This is a genomic window from Pacificoceanicola niger (assembly GCF_048553275.1).
Taxonomy (GTDB): domain Bacteria; phylum Pseudomonadota; class Alphaproteobacteria; order Rhodobacterales; family Rhodobacteraceae; genus Pacificoceanicola.
In genome coordinates, this window is the sequence record NZ_JBLZMW010000003.1 from 202,372 (window position 1) to 224,232 (window position 21,861).

A 21,861-nucleotide genomic window follows, 5' to 3' on the forward strand; every position below is an offset into this window, starting at 1 on the left:
CGAACCACTGGGTGACACATGAAAATCGGTATTTTGCAGACCGGCCTGCTGCCCGAAGCCCTTGAGAAGGACTTCGACAGTTACCCCGGCATGTTCGAAACGCTGCTTGCCGGGCGCGGCTTCGCGTTTCAAAGCTGGTCCGTGGTCGAGGGGGAATTCCCCTCCGGCCCGGAGGATGCGGACGGCTGGCTGATCACCGGCTCGCGCCACGGCGCTTATGAGGACCTGCCGTGGATTGCGCCGTTGGAGGACCTGATCCGAGCCATCGTCCTGGCGGATCGTCCGCTGATCGGCGTGTGCTTTGGCCATCAGATCATTGCCCAGGCGCTTGGCGGCAAGGTCGAGAAATATGCGGGCGGCTGGTCCGTCGGCCCGACCACCTACCGCTTTCCCGATGGGCCAAAAACCATTCAGGCCTGGCATCAGGATCAGGTCACCGAGGCGCCCGAAGGCGCCGAAACCGTGGCCTCCTCCGACTTCTGCCAATATGCCGCCCTGCTCTATCCGGGCAAAGCCTACACGGTGCAGCCGCACCCTGAGTACGGCGACGCCTTTATCGACGGTCTGATCCGGACCCGGGGGCGCGGTGTCGTGCCCGATGATCAATTGGACGCAGCACAGGGCAAGCTCGGCACGCCGCTGGACCGCGGCGCCCTCGCCGACCAATTCGCGCGGTTCTTCCGCGAAAGGAGCCTCTCATGAGCGACGATTTCCACGACGACCTGCCGGAGGCCGCACGCGCCTATCTCGAAGGGCGGCGCCTCGACGAGGTGGAATGCATCATCTCCGACTTTCCCGGCATCGCCCGGGGCAAGGCCGTGCCTGCCTCGAAATTTGCCCGGCAAAAGCACTTCCACCTGCCCGACTCGATCTTCTTCCAGACCATCACGGGAGACTGGAGCGACGCCGCCGCCGAGGATGTCGGCTTTCTCGAACGCGACATGATCCTGCGTCCGGACATGACCACGGCCACCGCCGCGCCCTGGACCGGAGACTGGACGCTGCAGGTGATCCACGACGCCTACGACCGCCACGAAAAGCCGATCCCCTTCAGCCCGCGCAATGTGCTCAAACGCGTGGTCTCGCTCTACGAGGCGCAGGGATGGAAACCGGTCGTTGCCCCGGAAATGGAGTTCTTTCTCGTCGCCCGCAACCTGGACCCGGCCAAGGAAATCCAGCCGATGATGGGCCGCTCCGGTCGTCCCGCCGCCGCGCGTCAGGCCTATTCCATGACCGCCGTCGATGAGTTCGGCCCGGTGATCGACGACATCTACGACTTTGCCGAGGCGCAGGGCTTCGAGATCGACGGCATCACTCAGGAAGGCGGCGCAGGCCAGCTTGAGATCAACCTGCGCCACGGTGATCCGGTCAAGCTCGCCGACGAGGTGTTCTACTTCAAGCGGCTGATCCGCGAGGCCGCGCTGCGACACGATTGCTTTGCCACCTTCATGGCCAAGCCGATCGCCGATGAGCCGGGCAGCGCCATGCATATCCACCACTCGATCCTCGATAAGAAAACCGGCGAGAACATCTTTGCCGGACCGCAGGGCGGCGAGACCGATGCGTTTTATCACTTCATCGGTGGGCTGCAGACGCATTTGCCCTCCGCCATCGCTGTGCTGGCCCCCTACGTCAACAGCTACCGGCGGTATGTCAAGGATCACGCCGCGCCGATCAATCTCGAATGGGGGCGCGACAACCGAACCACGGGCATTCGTATCCCGATCTCGGATGCGAAGTCGCGGCGCGTGGAAAACCGGCTCGCCGGGATGGACTGCAACCCCTACCTCGGCATCGCCGTCTCGCTCGCCTGTGGCTATCTCGGCCTGATGGAAGAGCGTTGGCCGTCAAAGCAACTCAAGGGCGACGCCTACGAGGGCGAGGGCGACATCCCGCGCGTGCTGGGGCAGGCACTCGAACTCTTCGAAGAGGCCACCGCCCTGCACGAGGTCCTCGGCCCGGAGTTCGTGACGGTCTATACCGGTGTGAAACACTCCGAATACGAGGAATTCCTGCAGGTGATCAGCCCGTGGGAGCGCGAGCACCTGCTGATGAACGTCTGATCCAACGGGCAAACCATCGAAGAACACGGATATGGCGGGCTCCTGCCCCGCCCGTCCGGATGCCCCGTGAGGGACCTTGAGCCGCCAGACATAAGGGACACCGCGCCATGAACCTGCTCTATGCCAACGATGTCAAAGGCGAATACCCGGTCAGCTGGTACGCCGAAACCGCCCCCACGATAGAGCGATTCCGCCCGCTTCAGGGCGCGGCAAAGGCCGACGTCTGCGTGGTCGGCGGCGGGTATACCGGGCTGTCGGCAGCCTTGCATCTGGCCGAGGCGGGCATGGACGTGGTGCTGCTCGAAGCGCAGCGCGTGGGCTTCGGCGCCTCGGGGCGCAACGGCGGACAGCTCGGTTCCGGGCAGCGGCTCGATCAGATGAAACTGGAGGCGATGGTCGGGCGCGATACCGCGCGGCTTTACTGGGATCTCGGCGAGGATGCCAAGGCGCTGGTCAGGGACCTGATCGCGCGCCACCGAATCGACTGCCATCTGAAAGACGGCGTGGCGTGGTCCGGCACATCGCAAGGCTCCGTCCGCGACCTGCATCGCTATGCGGACCATATGTCCCGGCATTATGACTACGCCATGGAGGTTCTGGACAGCGACGCCTTTGCCGCGCTTTGCCCCTCCCCCGCCTACAAGGGTGGCGTGCTCGACATGGGCGCGGCCCACCTGCAGCCGCTGACACTGGCCATCGGGCTGGCACGCGCAGCGGAGGCCGCCGGGGTGCGGATCTGCGAGCGCTCCGAAGTGCATGACATCCGGGATGGCAAAACCGTTCGCATCGCCACGAACGGTGGCCACGTCACCGCCGATCATCTGATCCTCGCCTGCAACGGCTATCTTGGCGGGCTGGCGCCCAAGGTCGCCGCGCGTGTGATGCCGATCAACAACTTCGTCGTTGCCACCGAACCCTTGGACGAACGCTGCGCGGAGGTGCTCACCCGTGACGTTGCGGTGGCCGACGATCTCTTTGTCGTCAACTACTTCCGCCTGTCCCACGACGGGCGGCTGCTGTTCGGCGGCGGCGAGAGCTATGGCTACAAATTCCCGAAAGACATCCGCGCCGTTGTGCGCAAACCGATGCTGCAGATTTTCCCGCAGCTTGCCGATGTCGCGCTCGACTATGCCTGGGGCGGCACTCTCGCCATCACCATGAAACGCCTGCCGCATCTTGCCCGGCTGAGTGACACGACGCTGAGCGCGGGCGGCTATTCCGGGCACGGCGTGGGCAATGCCATCCAGGCCGGCAAGCTCATGGCCGAGGCCGTGAAGGGCCAGAGCGCCGGCTTCGACGCCTTCGCCGCGCTTCCCACACCGCGCTTTCCCGGCGGCCCCGGCCTGCGCACGCCGCTGCTCGTGCTCGCCATGAGCTGGTTCGCGATGCGCGACCGGCTCGGCCTGTAACACCCCGGAAAAACCGTTCCCGAAGCGCCACGCGGCGCAGTGACACCCCACGCAGGGCGCAAAAGGGCTTGGCCGGATCGACGCCTTGTTTTACATTTCCGAAAACACCAATTCGGGAAAATGAAATCTATGACGCCGAACATGCATGACGCCGAAGCCATCCCCGAGGCCGCCCGCGCCGAGATCGACCGGCTTTTGGCTTCTGGCGACCTCTTTCGCTACACCGCGCCGCAGGACGCGCCCGTCGCGCTTCTCGAACGCGAGTTCGCCGCGCTGATGGGGGTGAAATACGCCCTCGCGGTCAGCAGCTGTTCGGCCGCCCTCTTCCTCTCGCTCAAGGCTTTGGACCTGCCGCACGGCGCGCGCGTGATGATCCCGGGTTTCACCTTCGCCGCCGTGCCCTCCGCCGTGGTCCATGCCGACTGTGTTCCGGTGCTCTGCGAGGTTGCTGAGAATTACCGCATCGACCTGAGTGACTTCGAAGCAAAACTGGGTGATGTTCAGGCGGTGATCGTCTCCCACATGCGCGGCCACACGTCCGATATGGACGCGATCATGACGCTCTGCGATGCACGCGGGATTCCCGTGGTTGAAGACGCCGCCCATTCGCTCGGCACGCTCTGGGGCGGACGCAAGATCGGCACCATCGGCCGCATCGGCTGTTTCAGCTTCCAAAGCTACAAGCTGCTGAACGCGGGCGAAGGCGGCATCCTGATCACCGACGACGCCGAGCTGGTCGCCCGCGCGGTCATAATGTCCGGCGCTTATGAGCATATGTGGCAAAAACACCTCTCGCACGGCGACAATTCCGCGGCGCTCGAAGAGGCGCTGAAGCGGTGGCAAAATCAACTGCCGCTCTACAACCTGCGGCTCGGCAACCTGTCTGCCGCAGTCATCCGCCCCCAGATCGCCGAAATTCCCCGCCGCGTACGAGATGGCCGCCGCAACCACGATCAAGTCGCGGCAATGATCGCGCGCAGCCCGTGGATTGCCGTCCCGGCCAAACTTGCCCAGGAAGAGCGCGCGCCGGATTCGCTGCAATTCAACCTCGACGGCATGACCGACGACGAAGCCCGCGCCTTTGCCCGCATCGCCGGGGAGAATGGTGTGAAAGTTCAGATCTTTGGCATGAACACGGACAACGCCCGCGCCTTCTGGAACTGGCAGTTCATGCCGGACATGCCGGATCTGCCGCGCACCCGGGCGATGCTCATGCGTGCCTGCGACACACGCCTGCCCGCGCGCTTGACCGAAGAAGAGTGCACTTGGGTCGCCGATGTGCTGGTGGAAGCCGCCGAAGCCGTCATGGGCCGACTGCGCGCCTACGGCACCTGAGGGAGGTGCGGGGCACAGCCCCGCCCTACGAGAGGCCGGGACAAATACTGAAGCATGGGCACAGGGTTATACAGTTTTCCCTGCAGCGTGCGAGGGCGCGGAGCCCCGGAAACCGTGCCGCGCGTTTTCCGAAGTGGCACGTCCCTAATCGCCGCGCTTGATGGGACATACGCCGACCGACGCGCCCGGATTTCTTGGGTGTGGGCGTCGACACTTTGCAAAGCAAAGTGCGACCTTGCCCACCCGCCGCGCTTGATGGGACAAACGCGGCGGGCTAGAACGGGACGTCGTCGGCGGCGCAGATGTAGCGGGACACCACCTTTTTTGTGCCGGCCTTGTCAAAGGTGATTTCAAGCTTGTCCCCCTCGATCCCGACAATCGCACCATAGCCGAACTTCTGGTGAAAGACCCGCTCGCCCTCCGAGTACGCACTGACGGCCTGGAGGTCGATAACCGTATTCCGGCTCTCCTTCGGCTGGCTCACCGGGCGTTCGCCCTGGCGCGATTGCAGGCGCTTCCAACCTGGAGAATTATAGACATTGGCCGAGGCGACGCGGCTCTCCATACCCGACGACATGCCCATGCCGCTGCCCGCTGCGGCGCCATAGCCGCCACCATAGAGGCCCGGCGGGGTCAGCACATCCACATGCTGCTCCGGCAGTTCATCGACAAAGCGTGAGGGCATCTGCGACTGCCACTGGCCGAACACCCGGCGGTTGCCCGCGAAGGAAATCGTACAGACCTCCTCGGCCCGTGTGATCCCGACATAGGCCAGCCGCCGTTCCTCTTCGAGCCCCTTCACGCCGCTTTCATCCATGGAGCGCTGCGAGGGGAACAAACCGTCTTCCCAACCGGGCAGGAACACGACGGGGAACTCCAGCCCTTTCGCACCATGCAGCGTCATGATGCTGACCTTGGCGCCGCCGTCGTCGCTGTCGTTGTCCATGACAAGGCTGACATGCTCAAGAAACCCTTGGATATTCTCGAAGTTCTCCAGCGCCTTGACCAATTCCTTGAGGTTCTCCAACCGCCCCGGCGCTTCGGGTGTCTTGTCGTTCTGCCACATCCCGGTATAGCCGCTTTCGTCGAGGATGATCTGCGCCAACTCGACATGAGAGACCTCCGCCTCGCGGCGCTCGGGACTGGCCAGATCCTCAAGCACATCGTCCTCGCCAGCCGCCGCGACGGTGCTGCGCATCATGCGGCCCCAGCGGGCGATCCCGACGACAAATTCGGACAGCGCCTTCGCGCCCTTGCCCTTGATCGCGCCCTGCTCCACCGCCATCGCGGCCCCATCGAGCAAGGACACGCCGTTTGCCCGCGCGATCTGCTGGATGGTCTGCTGCGCCTTGTCACCAAGCCCGCGTTTGGGCGTGTTCACCACCCGCTCAAAGGCCAGATCGTCCGTCGGCGAAATCACCAACCGGAAGTAGGCCATGGCGTCACGGATCTCCATCCGCTCATAGAAACGCGGTCCGCCGATCACCCGATAGGGTAACCCAATGGTCAGGAAACGGTCCTCGAAGGCACGCATCTGATGCGAGGCGCGGACCAGAATGGCCATATCATCAAGGCTGTACGCCCGCATACCGCGCGTGCCGCCCTGCATTGCCTCGATCTCTTCACCAACCCAGCGCGCCTCCTCGTCGCCATCCCAATGGCCGATCAGGCGCACCTTTTCGCCGTCCTGCGCCTCGGTCCAGAGTTCCTTGCCCAGACGGTTGGCGTTGCCGCGAATGACGGAGGAGGCCGCCGCGAGGATATGCGGCGTCGAGCGGTAATTCTGCTCCAGCCGCACCACATGCGCGCCGGGAAAATCCTTTTCAAACCGCAGGATATTGCCCACCTCGGCGCCGCGCCAGCCATAGATCGACTGATCATCGTCACCAACACAGCAGATGTTGCGATGCCCCTGCGCGAGCAGTCGCAGCCAAAGATACTGCGCAACGTTTGTATCCTGATACTCGTCCACGAGGATGTAGCGGAACCAACGCTGATACTGCGCCAGCACATCGCCGTGCTGTTGAAAGATCGTCACCACATGCAGCAGCAGATCGCCGAAATCCACCGCGTTCAACTCACGTAGGCGCTCCTGATACTGCGCATAGAGCGCCGGCCCCTTCTGATCGTAGGCCCCCGCATCCGCCGCTGGCAGCTTGTCCGGGGTCAACGCCCGGTTCTTCCAATCGTCGATCACCCCGGCCAATTGCCGCGCGGGCCAGCGTTTGTCGTCGATGCCCGCCGCCTGCACCAACTGCTTGAGCAGGCGCAGCTGATCGTCCGTATCCAGAATGGTGAAGTTCGACTTCAGACCAACCAGCTCCGCATGTCGCCGCAGCAGCTTGACGCAGATGGAGTGAAAGGTGCCAAGCCACGGCATCCCCTCGACCACTTGCCCCAGCATGCCGGACACGCGGGTTTTCATCTCGCGCGCGGCCTTGTTGGTGAAGGTCACGGCGAGGATCTCGTTCGGGCGCGCCCGTCCCGTGCTCAGAAGATGCACGATTCGCGCGGTCAGCGCCTTGGTCTTGCCGGTGCCCGCCCCGGCAAGCATCAGGACCGGACCGTCCAGCGTTTCCACCGCCTCGCGCTGCGCCGGATTCAGACCCTCAAGATAGGGTGTTGGCCGCGCCGCCATGGCCCGGCTCGACAGGGACGCACCTTCGAAGGCGTCGAATTCATCGAAATTGCTCATGGCGCGATGATAGCGTGGGGATGGTGCGAGGGAAAGGGACGTTCACAGAATGTTCTGCAACTTTCCGCATAGGCCCGACGGCTTCGTCGCATCGACAAGAGCCGATGAAAGGAACGCTTGCGGCCAATATCCAGGCGGAGCCGCAAAACCTGTCAAGGATATGTCTCCTCTTCCCGCCTTTCGAGAGCGTGCAACAGCAGACGTCCCCGCAGGCTCCGACAAACAGGACGGCCCCGGTGCGCGCCGCTCTGGACAATTGCCGAAACACACAGCCAAATGCCGCCATGGATCTCGACCTTTCTTTCCCCGCTGTCTCCGATCTGCGCCGCAAGGCCCGCAGGCGCATCCCGCATTTCGCCTTCGAATATCTGGACAGTTCGACCGGTGCCGAACTGCAGTTTCAGCGCAATCGCGACGCGCTCGATGCGGTGCATTTCATGCCCGATATTCTGCCCGGCAAGGTCGAACCCGATTTCTCGACGACCTTCATGGGCACCGAATACAGCCGCCCTTTCGGCATTGCGCCGGTGGGCATGTCGGGGCTGATGTGGCCGGGGGCAGAGCGGATGCTGGCCGCGCATGCCAGGGCGCAGCGCATTCCCTATGGCATCTCGACCGTCGCCACACGGCTGCCCGAGGAAATCGGCCCGATTTCGGGCGATATGGGCTGGTATCAGCTCTATTGCCCCGCCGATCCGGGCATTCGCCGCGATATTCTGCGGCGCGCAAAAGAGAGCGGGTTCACAAAGCTGATCCTGACCGTGGACGTCCCGGACGATTCGCGCCGGGAACGCCAGCGCCGCGCCAAGCTGACCATGCCGCCAAAGATCACGCCGCGCGTGGTCTGGGAAGTCCTGACCCACCCCGAATGGTCGCTGAAAACGCTGAGGACCGGCGCACCGCGAATCGTCCTGCCGGAAAGCTATGTCGACAACAGCGATCCGCGCTCCAGCCTTGCCCACGCCGGACATATCATCCGAGGCACCCCTGACTGGGACACGCTCAAACAGCTGCGCGAGGAATGGCAGGGAGATCTGATCATCAAGGGCGTCATGTGCCCCGACGCGGCAAAACGCCTTCAATCCGAAGGCGTTGATGCAATCTGGGTGTCAAACCACTCTGCCCGGCAGTTCGAGCCGGGACCGGCCAGCATCACCGAGCTGCCAAAAGTGCGCGCGGCGGTCGGCCCCGATTTCCCGCTGATCTTCGACAGCGGCGTGGCCTCCGGGATGGACGTCCTGCGCGCGTTGGCACTCGGGGCGGATTTTGTCATGCTCGGCCGCGCGTGGCACTACGCGGTTGCGGCGCTTGGGGAAAAGGGCCCCGCGCATCTCACCCATATTCTGACCGACGACATGAAGTTGAACATGGCGCAGATGGGAACCCATAGCCTAGGCGACGTGGCCGGCCGGTTGATCCGGGACTGACACCGCCTCCTCCGCTGCGATTTCCGGTGCGGGCACGCGCCATTCCGAATGGGCGAGATCGCGGAAGCTGGCCAGAAAACTGTCCAGCAGCACGCCAACCCGGCGATCGCGGAGACCGGCCCCGCCGCCTTCTGCCATCAATTGGTGCAGGTCGGTGACTGCCGCCATGTTCTCCGGGCCAAGCTGCGTCGGATCGGCAAATCCCATGGTCCACTCACCGAATGATCGCTCCTCCACCGCGCCCTGCCGCAGGACAATGATCCCGCCATGGCGCGGATCGCGGTTTATCGCGGCAAAGAGGCGCTCCACCTCTGAACGCGCGCCCTCGACCACCTGGAAAAAGCTGCGCTCGTGACACGCCAGAAAGCCGGTCACGCCATTGGCCGCATTGTACTGCCGCGCCGCCGCAAGCAGCACGTCGAGCGCCGGAACGGAGAGTGCCTGCGCCGCGTGGCTGAGATAAACAATTCGGTACAAATCCTGACCGGACATCACACACCTCGTTTTCGGGTCCCCCCGGGGTTAGCCGCAAATCCTTTCCTTAGACTTAAAACCGGGCCGATCTGCGCCCGTGCGATCCAAAACGGCGCTTGCAACGCGACCTGTTATCGCTAACATGCCGCAATGCGGCATAGACGACCCCCTTTCCCCGCCTTAGGCTGCAGGGAAATTCGCCCTATGCGAAGATGAAACGGCCAGACCAAGGGACCCCCCGAATGACCAGCTTCAAGAAGATCCTTATTGCCAACCGCGGCGAAATCGCCATCCGCATCATGCGCGCCGCAAACGAGATGGGAAAGAAAACAGTCGCCGTCTACGCCGAAGAGGACAAGCTGGGGCTGCACCGTTTCAAGGCCGACGAAGCCTACCGCATTGGCGAGGGTCTGGGGCCGGTGGCGGCCTATCTGTCCATCGACGAGATCATCCGCGTGGCCAAGGAGAGCGGCGCGGACGCGATCCATCCCGGCTATGGCCTGCTGTCGGAAAACCCTGACTTCGTCGATGCCTGCGTGGCCAACGGCATCACCTTTATCGGCCCGAAGGCGGAAACCATGCGCGCCCTCGGAGACAAGGCAAGCGCGCGGCGTGTGGCCATCGAAGCGGGCGTGCCCGTCATCCCCGCAACGGAGGTGCTTGGCGACGACTTCGACGCCATCGCCAAGGAGGCCGAGGAAGTCGGCTTTCCGCTGATGCTGAAGGCCTCCTGGGGCGGCGGCGGGCGCGGCATGCGTCCTATCGAGAACGCCAAGGAACTGAAGGAAAAGGTGCTCGAAGGCCGCCGCGAGGCCGAGGCTGCTTTTGGCAACGGCGAGGGCTATCTCGAAAAGATGATCATCCGCGCCCGTCACGTCGAGGTGCAGATCCTTGGCGACAGCCAAGGCAACATCTATCACCTCTATGAGCGCGACTGCTCGGTGCAGCGCCGCAACCAGAAGGTCGTGGAACGCGCGCCTGCCCCCTACCTCTCCGAGGCGCAGCGCGAGGAGATCTGTGAACTCGGCCGCAAGATCTGCCAGCATGTGAACTACGAATGCGCGGGCACCGTCGAATTCCTGATGGATATGGACACCGGCTCGTTTTACTTCATCGAGGTGAACCCGCGCGTGCAGGTGGAGCACACCGTCACCGAAGAAGTCACCGGCATCGACATCGTGCAGGCCCAGATCCTCATCGCCGAGGGCAAGAGCCTCGCCGAAGCCACCGGCAAGGCCTCGCAATACGACATCCGCCTCACCGGTCACGCTCTGCAGACGCGGATCACCACCGAGGACCCGACCAATAACTTCATCCCCGACTATGGCCGCCTGACCGCCTATCGCTCGGCCACGGGCATGGGCATCCGTCTCGATGGCGGCACCGCCTATGCGGGCGGCGTCATCACACGGTATTACGACTCGCTGCTGGTGAAGGTCACGGCAAAGGCCCCGACCCCGGAACAGGCGATCCGCCGCATGGACCGGGCCTTGCGCGAATTCCGCATCCGGGGCGTGACCACCAACATCGACTTTGTCATCAACCTGCTCAAACACCCGACTTTCCTGTCGAACCAGTACACAACGAAGTTCATCGACACGACGCCGGAACTGTTTGACTTCAAACAGCGCCGCGACCGGGGCACCAAGGTTCTGACCTACATCGCCGACATCACCGTGAACGGCCATCCGGAGACCGCCGGTCGCCCGATGCCCGCCGCCGATCTCAAGCCCGCCCGCGCCCCGAAGAATAAGGTGGACACCCCCGCCCCCGGCACCCGCAACCTGCTGGAGGACAAAGGCCCGCAGGCCGTCGCGGACTGGATGCTGGCGCAAAAGCAGCTCCTGATCACCGACACCACCATGCGCGACGGACACCAATCCCTGATCGCCACGCGGATGCGCTCCATCGACATGATCGGCGCGGCCCCGGCCTATGCGCACAATCTACCGCAGTTGTTCAGTGTCGAATGCTGGGGCGGCGCGACCTTCGATGTGGCCTATCGCTTCTTGCAAGAATGTCCCTGGCAGCGCCTGCGCGATCTGCGCGCCCGCATGCCCAACCTGATGACGCAGATGCTGCTGCGCGGCGCGAATGGCGTGGGGTACACCAACTACCCCGACAACGTCGTGCAGTTCTTCGTCAAACAGGCGGCGGAAACCGGCGTCGACGTGTTCCGCGTCTTTGACTCGCTGAACTGGGTCGAAAACATGCGCGTCGCCATGGATGCGGTGCTCGATACCGGCAAAGTGCTGGAAGGCACGGTCTGCTATACGGGGGACATCCTCGACCCCGACCGCGCCAAATATGACCTCAAATACTACGTCTCCATGGGCAAGGATCTGAAGGCCGCAGGCGCGCACGTGCTCGGCCTCAAGGACATGGCGGGCCTGCTCAAGGCCTCCGCCGCGGGCGCGCTGATCAAGGCGCTCAAGGAGGAGGTTGGCCTGCCGATCCACTTCCACACCCACGACACCTCCGGCGCGGCGATCTCCACGATCATGGCGGCGCAGGCGGCGGGCGTGGATGCAGTTGACGCGGCCATGGACAGTTTCTCCGGCAACACCTCGCAGCCGACCCTTGGCTCCGTCGTCGAGGCCCTGCGCTTTACCGAGCGTGACACCGGGCTGGATATCGCCGCGATCCGCGAAATTTCCAACTACTTCGAGGCGGTGCGCGGGCAATACGCCGCCTTCGAATCCTCCCTGCAGGCCCCCGCCTCCGAGGTCTACCTGCACGAGATGCCCGGCGGACAGTTCACCAACCTCAAGGCCCAGGCGCGTTCTCTCGGCCTCGAAGAACGCTGGCACGAGGTGGCGCAGACCTACGCCGACGTGAACCAGATGTTCGGCGATATCGTGAAGGTCACCCCCTCCTCCAAGGTGGTCGGTGACATGGCCCTGATGATGGTCTCCCAGGGCCTCACCCGCGCGCAGGTCGAAGACCCGAAGACCGAGCTGTCCTTCCCGGATTCCGTCATCGACATGATGAAGGGCAGCCTCGGACAGCCCCCCGGCGGCTGGCCATCGGCGATTCAGAAGAAGATCCTCAAGGACGAGAAACCCTTCACCGACCGCCCCGGCCTCAAGGCCGCCCCGGTGGACATCGAAGAGACGCGCGCCAAGCTCTCCGAACAGCTTGAGGGCGCCACGATCGACGATGAGGATCTGAACGGATATCTCATGTATCCCAAGGTCTTCACCGATTACCGCGCCCGTCACGAAACCTACGGCCCGGTGCGCACCCTGCCCACCCGCACCTTTTTCTACGGGATGGAACCGGGCGAGGAGATCACCGCCGAAATCGACCCGGGCAAAAAACTCGAAATCCTGCTGCAGGCCGTCGGCGAAACGCAGGAAGACGGCAATGTGAAGGTCTTCTTCGAACTCAACGGCCAGCCGCGCACCATCCGCGTGCCCGATCGCAAGGCCGCGGCCTCTACCGCCGCGCGCCCCAAGGCGGAAATGGGCAACCCGAACCACATCGGCGCGCCGATGCCGGGTGTGGTCGCCTCCGTCGCGATACAGGTCGGCGCAAAGGTCAAGACCGGCGATCTGCTCCTGACCATCGAGGCGATGAAGATGGAAACCGGCCTGCATGCCGAGCGCGACGCGACGGTCAAAGCCGTCCACGTCCAACCCGGCGGACAGATCGACGCCAAGGACCTGCTGATCGAACTGGAATAACCGCTCAGCGGAACACGCAAAACGGGTCTTGCCCGCTTCGCCACGGGGCGGGCCGACTTACGTTTCGGTTTTCACCCCCGGCGCACCGCATAATCGCGCAAGGAATGGAGCATCACACCCTGAGGTTGATAACCGGTTAAAATTTGTGATTCGCATCACTAAAAACCCGAGAATTAACCAAAAATTTGCAGCTTTTCATTGCCCCAGGCGGTTTGAACGGGTACTTCGGAGCAGAGATTCCAACCCAACAGGGATTACACCGTTATGAAATCTATTGCTCTTGCAGTCGTTGTCGTCGCAGGTCTGGCCGCTGGCGCCGCACAGGCGGCAACCGCGACCTACTCCGGCAGCGTCGCATCGACCTCAACAAATTGGTCCGATTCTGTTCTCCTGACCCAGTTCGACCCGCTCCTCGGAACGCTCGACAGCGTGTCGCTGTCATTGACCGGCAGCGTCGACGGCGACGCCAATGCAGAAAGCCTTGACGGCGCACCGGCTGTCATCACGCTGAGCCTCAGCGCAACCATCACCGCGTCGGTCGCGGGCTTTCCGGGGCTCTCCGTGGACGTGAACCCGCTGTCCTCCTCCATCTTCAACGCGACCTCCTTCGACGGCACGATTGATTTTGGCGGCACCTCTGGCGTGTCCTATTCCGGTCTGACCGCTAGTGACTCGGACACATCCGTGTTCACCTCCGGTCTTTCGCCGTTCATCGGCAACGGCACTTTCTCGCTCGACCTCTCCGCTGTTGGCGCGTCTTCCGGTTCTGGTGCGGGCAACCTGATCACCCAGTTCTTCACGGACGCTGGCGCAACCGCCTCCGTGACCTACAACTACACGCCGCCGATCTCCGAAGTTCCGCTGCCCGCAGGCGCGCCGCTTCTGATCGGGGCCTTGGGTGGTCTGGCGCTGGTCCGCCGCCGCAAGGCAAAAAAAGCCGCATAAGCCGCTTTCTCCCACACACGGGTTTACGAAAGGCCGGAGGGGTTTCCTTCCGGCCTTTTTCATTCACCTTTTCGGCAGTTCCTTCGTAGCCAAGCGCCCAGCCCTCCCCCGAAGACACGGAAGACCCGCATGCCCAAGCTCAAGATCACCGCCGCCGACCTCGTCGCCGAGGCCCGCGGCCAGATTCCCGAACTCACCACCGAAGAGGCCATCGCCCGGCACGGCGATCCCGATACGATCATCGTCGACATCCGCGACGTGCGCGAACGTCAGAAATCCGGCTTTATCCCCGGGTCGGTGCACGCGCCACGCGGCATGATCGAATTCTGGGTCGATCCCGACAGCCCCTACCACAAACCCGTCTTCGACCAGCCCGGCAAATCCTACCTCTTTCACTGTGCATCCGGCTGGCGCTCGGCGCTGACCGTGGCAAGGCTGCAGGATATGGGCTTTGAAGCCGCACACATCCGCGACGGCTTCACGGATTGGGTCAAACAGGGCGGCCCGGTGGAACAAGACCCGGCCAAAGACTGAGACACCCCCGCAAGACAAACAAAAACGGGACCCTCGCGAGCCCCGTTCCCATCTGTTCAATGACGCGTGCGCTCAGGCGGCGTTCACGTTTGCCGGTTTCTTCTTCGCCGTCGGCGGCGTGTCTCCGGCGTTCTGATCAATGAACTCAAGCACCAGCGGGCGGATGTTGTTGCGCCAGCTCTTGCCCGCGAAAATCCCGTAGTGACCGGCACCCGGCTCCACGTGGCTTGCCTTCATGCTGTCCGGCAGCCCGGTGCACAGATCAAGCGCCGCAATGCACTGCCCCGGCGCGGTGATGTCGTCCTTCGCACCCTCGACGGTCTTGACCGCGACATTGGTGATCTTGCTCATGTCGACCTTGTGCCCGTGCACCACGAATTCGTTCTTGGCGATTTCACACTTCTTGAAGATCCGGTCCACCGTCGACAGGTAGAACTCCGCCGGCATGTCCATGACCGCGAGATATTCGTCGTAGAACCGGTTGTGCGCATCGTGATCCGAGGCCTCGCCGCGCGTCACGCGCAGGATCTGATCCTGAAACGCCTTGGTGTGGCGGTCGGCGTTCATGCTCACGAATGAGGTCAACTGCAGCAGGCCAGGATAGACCAGCCGACCGACGCCCTTGTACTTGAAACCGACCCGCTGGATCATCGTCTCTTCGAGCTGACCCATGGTCACCCGCGCGCCGAAATCCGTCACATCGGTCGGCACGGCGTCGGGGTTGATCGGCCCGCCGATGAGCGTCAGCGTGCGCGGCTGCGCCGCCGGATCCTGCTCGGCCAGATAGGCCGTGGCGGCCAGCGTCAGCGGCGCGGGCTGACAGACGGCCACAACATTGGTGTCTGGTCCCATGGCCCGCATGAAATCCATCAGGTAGAGGGTGTAATCCTCGATATCGAACTTGCCCGCCGACACCGGAATATCGCGCGCGTTGTGCCAATCGGTGATATAGACTTCGCAGTTGGTGATCAGCGACTTCACCGTCGAGCGCAGCAGCGTGGCGTAATGCCCCGACATCGGCGCCACAAGCAGGATCTTGCGCGGCTGCTCTTCGCGGCCGGTCACGTTGAAGTGGATGAGATCGCCGAACGGCTTTTCCACCACAGTTTCGATATTCACGAGGTGGTCCTTGCCATCGTCGCAAGTGACGGAGTGGATGCCCCAGTCGGGCTTGACCACCATGCGTTCGAAGGCGCGTTCGGTCACCTGCCCCCAGGCTGCCATCCACGCAAGGCCGGGGTTCGGGATTGCGGCAAACGCCGGGTAGGAGGCCATGGTCTTGGCCGTTGCACCAAGCCACTGGCTGGTGTTGCGGAAGGTTTCCATCATGTCGTAGGTGGTCATGTAACGCATGAGCACTGCTCCTTTTAGAGGGCGGTTGGCAACACATGTTGCCTCAGGCCATTTCGCCGCTTTGCCTCCCGTCAAGCGCGGCGTTATCCTTGGGGCGAACATAGGGGGGAATCGTTAACATGGCAACGAACACTGAGGTCGCAGGCGAAAATCGTGAGCGCCTCGAAGCCAATCTCGCCCGCGTCGAGGAGCTGCAACAGCGCCTGGTGTCCGCGATTTCCCGCAGAAAGCCCACGCCGCAGGCGCTCAACGGGCCGGAAAGCGAGCTATATGCCAAGGCTGCGCAGGCCTATTGGCAGGAGTGGATGACCAACCCCGCAAAGCTTCTGGAGAACCAGGTGCAGTACTGGGGCAAGACGCTCACGCATTTTGTCGATGCGCAACAAACCCTCGCCCGCGGTCAGCTCAAGGCGCCGGAAAACCCTGGCCCCGAGGATCGCCGCTTCAAGAATCCGCTGTGGGACAGCCACCCCTACTTCAACTTCGTCAAGCAGCAGTACCTGATCAATGCCGAGGCCATCCGCGAGGGCATCGACGATCTCGACGAGATGGACGAAAAGGAAAAGCGCCGCCTGCGGTACTTTGCCCAGCAGATCACCGACATGTTCGCGCCCACGAACTTTCTCGCCACCAACCCCGACGCGCTGATGAAGGCGGTCGAGACCGAGGGCGAAAGCCTGGTACGCGGGCTGGAGAACCTCGTCGCCGATCTTGAGGCCAACAATGGCGAGATGCTCGTGCGCCTCGCGGACGAGAGCGCCTTTTCCGTCGGCGAGAACATCGCCACCGCCAAGGGTGAAGTGGTCTATCGCAACCGCATGATGGAGCTGATCCAGTACAGCCCCACCACGGATCAGGTGCACGAAACCCCGATCGTGCTGTTCCCGCCGTGGATCAACAAGTTCTACATTCTCGATCTGAAGCCGCAGAACAGCCTGATCCGCTGGGTTGTCGATCAGGGCTATACCCTGTTTGTGGTCAGCTGGATCAACCCGGATTCCACCTATCGTGACATCGGGCTCGAAGATTACGTCGATGAGGGCTACCTGACGGCGATGAACGTCGTGAAGGAGATCTGCGACGTCGACCGGATCAACGCGGTTGGCTACTGCATCGCGGGCACCACCCTGTCGCTGGTCCTGTCGCTGCTGAAGAAACGCGGCGACAAGACGGTCAAGTCCGCGACCTTCTTTACCGCGCTTGTGGATTTCTCCGATCAGGGCGAGTTCACCCCCTTCCTGCAGGAGGATTTCGCCGCCGGGATCGAGGAGGAGATAGATCAGGAAGGCATTCTGCCCTCCTTCATCATGGCGCGGACCTTTTCCTTCCTGCGCTCCAATGACCTGATTTACGGGCCCGCCATACGGCACTACATGATGGGCGAAACGCCCCCGGCCTTTGACCTGCTCTACTGGAACGGCGACGGCGCCAACCTGCCCGGCAAGATGTTCAAACAGTACCTGCGCGGCCTGTGCCAGCGCAACGAATTCGCCAATGGCACCTTCGAGATGTTCGGCGAAACCCTCTCGGTCAAGGATGTGGATGTGCCGCTGATGTCGATCGCCACGGAGACAGATCACATCGCCGCCGCCCGCGACGTCTATCGCGGCGTGCAGATGATGGGCTCGCGCTCCAAGCAGTTCGTGCTGGGCGAAAGCGGCCATATCGCCGGGATCGTGAACCCGCCGAGCAAGAAGAAATACGGCCACTACACCAATGATGACCTCTCGCTCGATTTCGACGCCTGGAAAGCGGCGGCCGAGAAGAACGAAGGCTCCTGGTGGCCGGTCTGGGAAGCCTGGCTGAAGAAGCGCTCGGGCAAGAAAGTCCCCGCCCGCACACCCGGCGATTCGCCTTATAAGAGCCTCGGAGAAGCTCCGGGCACCTATGTGGCGATCAAGGCCCGCGATCAAAATCACTAAATATCAGAGTCTTAGCCAATTTTTCTGCAGTGCAGCAAGAAAATACTTGAAATGCCGCACTGCAGAATGCATATTCTTCTCAACAGCAACGCAGAGGGGTGGGCCCTCGCTGTAGAGAAAAGGATTTACGTTATGGCTAAAGCACAAGATTTCACCGGCATGTTCAAAGACATGATGGGTTCCTTCCCGGTTGACACCAAAGCAATGGAAGACGCCTTCAAAACCACTGCGACGATGAACGAGAAGCTCTCCTCCGTGGCTCTGGAAGCCGCAGAGAAGTCGACCGAGATCTCCGCCAAGTGGACCAAGGACACCCTGTCCAAGATGGCCGACATGTCCAAAGCAAAGGCTGAGCCGGCCGACTACGCCAAGTCGATGACCGACTTCGCATCCGCTCAGGCCGAAGTGGCTGCCGAGAACATGGCTGCCTTCGCCGAGATCGCGAAAAAGGTCCAGATGGACACCGTCGAGCTGATGATGGCCGCAGGCAAGGACTTCTCCGAAGACGCCACCGCCGCTGTCAAGAAAGCCACCGACGACATGACCGCGACCGCCAAGAAAGCGACCGCAGCCGCGAAATAAGCACAACGCATCGCCTCCTCTCCTCCCTTTGGGGGCGGTATCGGGATTTGCGCCTTCTCCTCCCATTTTCGGCGCAATATCCTAGGGCGGGTTCTTCGGAATCCGCCCTTTTTTCGTGCCGCTCTCTCTTCGGAGAACCGGACCCGCCCTGCGCCCCGTATTTGGCCAGGGCTGCAACCGGACCAACTGCGGTCCCAACGGTTCAAGACCGGGACATCCGCGGTTGCCGCACTCGAAAAACACGGCATCGCCCCCCTCTTGACCACAGACACGGGCGAAAAGCGCGCCGCGCAGCGGATGATCCCAATCGCCATCCCGACGCACCGGCCCAGCCCCGCCGCCCTTGCAAAAAAATTCCCGCCCAATCTCCAATTTTCCCCTTGCGCCCATCCTCGCCTGCGTCTAAATCCGCCGTCACCAACTGGTACGCGGGCGTAGCTCAGGGGTAGAGCATAACCTTGCCAAGGTTAGGGTCGGGCGTTCGAATCGCCTCGCCCGCTCCAGTTAGGTCAATTTCGGGATGCGCCGCCACCCAGCGGAACCGCCGAAACGGACCGAGATGAAAATGGTTTGCGGGCGTAGCTCAGGGGTAGAGCATAACCTTGCCAAGGTTAGGGTCGGGCGTTCGAATCGCCTCGCCCGCTCCATTTTCCTTCCACTTCACCAACCGTGACGACGCGCGCGCAACAGCCGCCCATCCGGGCCGTCGCGCCCCCTTTCCCCTTTGCAACGCACCGCCTATAAGGCCGCGAACCCAAGGAGAAAGCCGATGCGCAAGGCCACCATCAGCCGCAAGACCAGTGAGACCGCCATCGAGGTCACTCTCGATCTCGACGGCACCGGCGTCTATGACAATCAGACCGGTGTGGGCTTCTTCGACCACATGCTCGACCAGCTCTCGCGGCACTCGCTTATCGACATGACAATCCGCGCGGACGGCGATCTGCACATCGACGATCATCACACCGTCGAGGACACCGGCATCGCCATCGGACAGGCCCTCGTCGCGGCGCTTGGCGACAAGAAGGGCATCCGCCGCTACGGAGAATGCCACCTGCCGATGGACGACACGCAGGTGCGCGCCGCGCTCGATCTGTCGAACCGGCCGTTTCTTGTCTGGAACGTCGACTTCCCCGCGCCCAAGATCGGCACCTTCGACACCGAACTCGTGCGCGAATTCTTTCAGGCGCTGAGCACCCACGGCGGCATCACGCTGCACATCGACCAACTGCACGGCTTCAATGCGCACCATATCGCGGAAGCGGCCTTCAAGGCCGTGGCACGCGCCTTGCGCATGGCGGTGGAACCGGATCCGCGCGTGGCGGACAAGCTGCCCTCGACCAAGGGCAAACTCTGACATCCGTGGCAGGACCGGGGGCCAGCCCCCGGACCCCCGGGATATTTTTGCAAAGAAGAAGCACAAGGGCAGAGCCATGCTGACTGCAATCATCGATTACGAAAGCGGCAACCTGCATTCGGCCGAGAAGGCGTTTCAGAAAATGGCCCGCGAAACCACCGGGGCCGAGGTCCGTGTGACCACCGACCCGGACGTTGTGGCCAAGGCCGATCACATCGTGCTGCCGGGCGACGGCGCATTTCCGTCCTGCGCGCGGGCGCTGCGAACCTCGGGCTGCTTCGAGGCGATGATCGAGGCGGTGGAGCGCCGGGGGCGCCCCTTTCTGGGGATCTGTGTCGGCATGCAACTGATGGCCCGGAAGGGGCATGAGTACGACGAAACCGACGGGCTTGGCTGGATCGACGGCGAGGTCATGCACATCACGCCGGGCGACCCGGCGCTGAAAGTGCCGCATATGGGCTGGAATGATCTGCAGATCGCAACACCGCATCCGGTGCTTGACGGGCTGAAAACCGGCGATCACGCCTATTTTGTCCATTCCTACCAGATGCGCATGGCCGATCTGACACAACGCATCGCGCATGTGGATTATGGTGGCGATGTCACCGCGATTGTCGGCCATGAAAACCGCATCGGCCTGCAGTTCCACCCGGAGAAAAGCGCCGGGATTGGCTTGCGCATGATTGCCAACTTCCTGAACTGGCGCCCCTGACGCAAAATAAGGGCCGGACGCATCGCCCGGCCCACTGTGGTCTCAGGACTTTACTGCACCCGTGTCCAGTTCTGTCCCGAACAGAGCAGCCCCCCGGCCACGCAGCCCGAAAGCTTCAGTGCATTGCCGTTGAGCTGCATCTTGCCGGTGTAGATCTTGTCGTTCGAGGGCCGCCAGACCTTGCCCTTGTAGCTGCCGCCGCCTTGCGGGGCCATGTTGCGCACAAGCATCTTGCCCTTGTTGGGCGAGTTGTATTCCCCGGCGCTGTTGAAGGTCCGGCTGATCACGCCGCAGATGTTCGCGCCACAGGGCGTGATCGTGACATGGGCATAGGCCCCGTCATCGACTTCGGTTTTCCACACGCCTTCCGCCGGATCGGCGGCGGCCAGTCCAGCCAGACACGCCAGCGCCGCGGCCATTACATAGGTTTTCATGATCCTCTCCTCCCTGGTAGTCCGAGCAGCTTGGCGCGCCGCCCCGGCTGCGATCAAGCCTGACGTTACGGCGGGCCGCGTCATGACGTCACGACGCAGCGCAGCATCCATGGTTGCACCTGCCGCAACGTCAGACTAAGGGGCAGGCAACCCTCCTTCGAAAGGACAAGACACATGATCCTTTACCCCGCGATCGACCTCAAGGATGGCAAGGCGGTGCGCCTGCTTCGTGGCGATATGGACAAGGCCACGGTCTTCAATGACGATCCCGCTGCACAGGCATTGGAATTCGTTGCGGCGGGCTGTGAATGGCTGCACCTGGTGGACCTCAACGGCGCCTTCGCCGGCGAGCCGGTCAATGGCGCCGCCGTCGAGCAGATCCTGAGCCAGACGAACACACCGGCGCAGCTTGGCGGCGGCATCCGTGACATGGCCACCATCGAGATGTGGCTGCAGCGGGGACTCGCCCGTGTGATCCTCGGCACGGTGGCCGTGGAGAACCCGGCGTTGGTGCGCGAGGCGGCCGCAGCCTTCCCGGGCAAGATCGCGGTGGGCATCGACGCGCGCGACGGCCGCGTGGCGACAAAGGGCTGGGCCGAGGTCACCGACGTCGACGCCACCGATCTGGCGAAATCCTTCGAGGATGCGGGTGTGGCGGCGATCATCTACACCGACATCAACCGCGATGGCGCCATGCAGGGGCCGAACATCGAGGCAACGGCGGCGCTGGCGCGTGCCGTGACGATCCCGGTGATCGCCTCCGGCGGTGTCTCCTCGCTGAAGGATCTCAAGGCTCTGCGCGATTGTGGCGCCGCGCTGAATGGGGCGATCTCGGGCCGGGCGCTTTATGACGGGGCGCTCAACCTCAAGGACGCGATCAAGGCGCTGCGCGACTGATCTATCCAGCCGGCCCGCCCCCGGAAAGCCGGGGTC

17 protein-coding genes and 2 tRNA genes are annotated in these 21,861 nt (G+C 63.0%); 15 read left to right on the forward strand and 4 right to left on the reverse strand.

Annotated features, from left to right (window positions below; translation table 11 throughout):
• Positions 1 to 18: 18 nt before the first annotated feature.
• The 4 genes from ACN2XU_RS05800 to ACN2XU_RS05815 all read left to right on the forward strand — a co-directional run bounded on the left by ACN2XU_RS05800 (position 19) and on the right by ACN2XU_RS05815 (position 4,807).
• The gene (locus ACN2XU_RS05800; RefSeq protein WP_419409464.1) at positions 19 to 702 is read left to right on the forward strand and encodes a type 1 glutamine amidotransferase; all 684 of its coding nucleotides are present in this window, start codon (positions 19 to 21) and stop codon (positions 700 to 702) included.
• Complete coding sequence (locus ACN2XU_RS05805; RefSeq protein ID WP_419409465.1) at positions 699 to 2,063, forward strand: glutamine synthetase family protein; 1,365 nt, start codon at positions 699 to 701, stop codon at positions 2,061 to 2,063. Before ACN2XU_RS05800 ends, ACN2XU_RS05805 begins: the two co-directional genes overlap by 4 nt.
• 107 nt (positions 2,064 to 2,170) lie before the next feature.
• Positions 2,171 to 3,472, forward strand: a complete 1,302-nt coding sequence (locus ACN2XU_RS05810) for an NAD(P)/FAD-dependent oxidoreductase (RefSeq protein ID WP_419409466.1) — start codon at positions 2,171 to 2,173, stop codon at positions 3,470 to 3,472.
• A gap of 120 nt (positions 3,473 to 3,592) precedes the next feature.
• A complete protein-coding gene (locus ACN2XU_RS05815; protein ID WP_419409467.1) occupies positions 3,593 to 4,807 on the forward strand; it encodes a DegT/DnrJ/EryC1/StrS family aminotransferase in 1,215 nt (404 codons plus the stop codon).
• Between the two features lie 274 nt (positions 4,808 to 5,081).
• Here ACN2XU_RS05815 and ACN2XU_RS05820 read toward each other — a convergent pair whose 3' ends face one another.
• Complete coding sequence (locus ACN2XU_RS05820) at positions 5,082 to 7,502, reverse strand: ATP-dependent helicase (protein ID WP_419409468.1); 2,421 nt, start codon at positions 7,500 to 7,502, stop codon at positions 5,082 to 5,084.
• 284 nt (positions 7,503 to 7,786) lie between these two features.
• Between ACN2XU_RS05820 and ACN2XU_RS05825 the strand changes: the two genes are divergently transcribed.
• On the forward strand, positions 7,787 to 8,929 hold the full coding sequence (locus tag ACN2XU_RS05825; RefSeq protein ID WP_419409695.1) for an alpha-hydroxy acid oxidase: 1,143 nt from the start codon (positions 7,787 to 7,789) through the stop codon (positions 8,927 to 8,929).
• Here ACN2XU_RS05825 and ACN2XU_RS05830 read toward each other — a convergent pair.
• Complete coding sequence (locus tag ACN2XU_RS05830) at positions 8,894 to 9,421, reverse strand: BLUF domain-containing protein (RefSeq protein ID WP_419409469.1); 528 nt, start codon at positions 9,419 to 9,421, stop codon at positions 8,894 to 8,896. The two genes, ACN2XU_RS05825 and ACN2XU_RS05830, sit on opposite strands and share 36 nt — an antisense overlap.
• 224 nt (positions 9,422 to 9,645) lie before the next feature.
• Between ACN2XU_RS05830 and ACN2XU_RS05835 the strand changes: the two genes are divergently transcribed.
• The 3 genes from ACN2XU_RS05835 (at position 9,646) to ACN2XU_RS05845 (ending at position 14,568) form a co-directional block, all read left to right on the forward strand.
• A complete protein-coding gene (locus ACN2XU_RS05835) occupies positions 9,646 to 13,089 on the forward strand; it encodes a pyruvate carboxylase (protein WP_419409470.1) in 3,444 nt (1,147 codons plus the stop codon).
• A gap of 264 nt (positions 13,090 to 13,353) precedes the next feature.
• The gene (locus ACN2XU_RS05840) at positions 13,354 to 14,034 is read left to right on the forward strand and encodes a choice-of-anchor E domain-containing protein (protein ID WP_419409471.1); all 681 of its coding nucleotides are present in this window, start codon (positions 13,354 to 13,356) and stop codon (positions 14,032 to 14,034) included.
• 129 nt (positions 14,035 to 14,163) lie between these two features.
• A complete protein-coding gene (locus ACN2XU_RS05845) occupies positions 14,164 to 14,568 on the forward strand; it encodes a rhodanese-like domain-containing protein (protein WP_419409472.1) in 405 nt (134 codons plus the stop codon).
• Between the two features lie 72 nt (positions 14,569 to 14,640).
• Here ACN2XU_RS05845 and phaZ read toward each other — a convergent pair whose 3' ends face one another.
• Entirely contained in the window at positions 14,641 to 15,921 is a 1,281-nt protein-coding gene (gene phaZ / locus ACN2XU_RS05850) for a polyhydroxyalkanoate depolymerase (protein WP_419409473.1), read from the reverse strand.
• A gap of 119 nt (positions 15,922 to 16,040) precedes the next feature.
• Here phaZ and ACN2XU_RS05855 point away from each other — a divergent pair, with 119 nt between their 5' ends.
• The 6 genes from ACN2XU_RS05855 to hisH all read left to right on the forward strand — a co-directional run bounded on the left by ACN2XU_RS05855 (position 16,041) and on the right by hisH (position 20,494).
• On the forward strand, positions 16,041 to 17,843 hold the full coding sequence (locus ACN2XU_RS05855; RefSeq protein WP_419409474.1) for a PHA/PHB synthase family protein: 1,803 nt from the start codon (positions 16,041 to 16,043) through the stop codon (positions 17,841 to 17,843).
• Positions 17,844 to 17,975: 132 nt separating this feature from the next.
• Positions 17,976 to 18,425 (forward strand): phasin, PhaP, encoded by a 450-nt coding sequence (locus ACN2XU_RS05860; protein WP_419409696.1) that lies wholly within the window; start codon positions 17,976 to 17,978, stop codon positions 18,423 to 18,425.
• Between the two features lie 428 nt (positions 18,426 to 18,853).
• Positions 18,854 to 18,928 (forward strand) — tRNA-Gly (locus ACN2XU_RS05865).
• A 69-nt stretch (positions 18,929 to 18,997) separates the two neighbouring features.
• A tRNA-Gly gene (locus tag ACN2XU_RS05870) sits at positions 18,998 to 19,072 on the forward strand.
• A 122-nt stretch (positions 19,073 to 19,194) separates the two neighbouring features.
• Positions 19,195 to 19,782 carry an imidazoleglycerol-phosphate dehydratase HisB gene (hisB, locus tag ACN2XU_RS05875; RefSeq protein WP_419409475.1) on the forward strand — a complete coding sequence of 196 codons (588 nt, stop codon included), beginning with the start codon at positions 19,195 to 19,197 and terminating at the stop codon, positions 19,780 to 19,782.
• Between the two features lie 76 nt (positions 19,783 to 19,858).
• Positions 19,859 to 20,494, forward strand: a complete 636-nt coding sequence (gene hisH, locus ACN2XU_RS05880; protein ID WP_419409476.1) for an imidazole glycerol phosphate synthase subunit HisH — start codon at positions 19,859 to 19,861, stop codon at positions 20,492 to 20,494.
• A gap of 50 nt (positions 20,495 to 20,544) precedes the next feature.
• On the opposite strand, the gene ACN2XU_RS05885 is transcribed toward hisH, so the two are convergent.
• On the reverse strand, positions 20,545 to 20,928 hold the full coding sequence (locus ACN2XU_RS05885; protein WP_419409477.1) for a DUF2147 domain-containing protein: 384 nt from the start codon (positions 20,926 to 20,928) through the stop codon (positions 20,545 to 20,547).
• A 174-nt stretch (positions 20,929 to 21,102) separates the two neighbouring features.
• On the opposite strand from ACN2XU_RS05885, the gene hisA reads away from it, so the two are divergent.
• Entirely contained in the window at positions 21,103 to 21,825 is a 723-nt protein-coding gene (hisA, locus tag ACN2XU_RS05890; RefSeq protein WP_419409478.1) for a 1-(5-phosphoribosyl)-5-[(5-phosphoribosylamino)methylideneamino]imidazole-4-carboxamide isomerase, read from the forward strand.
• Positions 21,826 to 21,861: the final 36 nt, after the last annotated feature.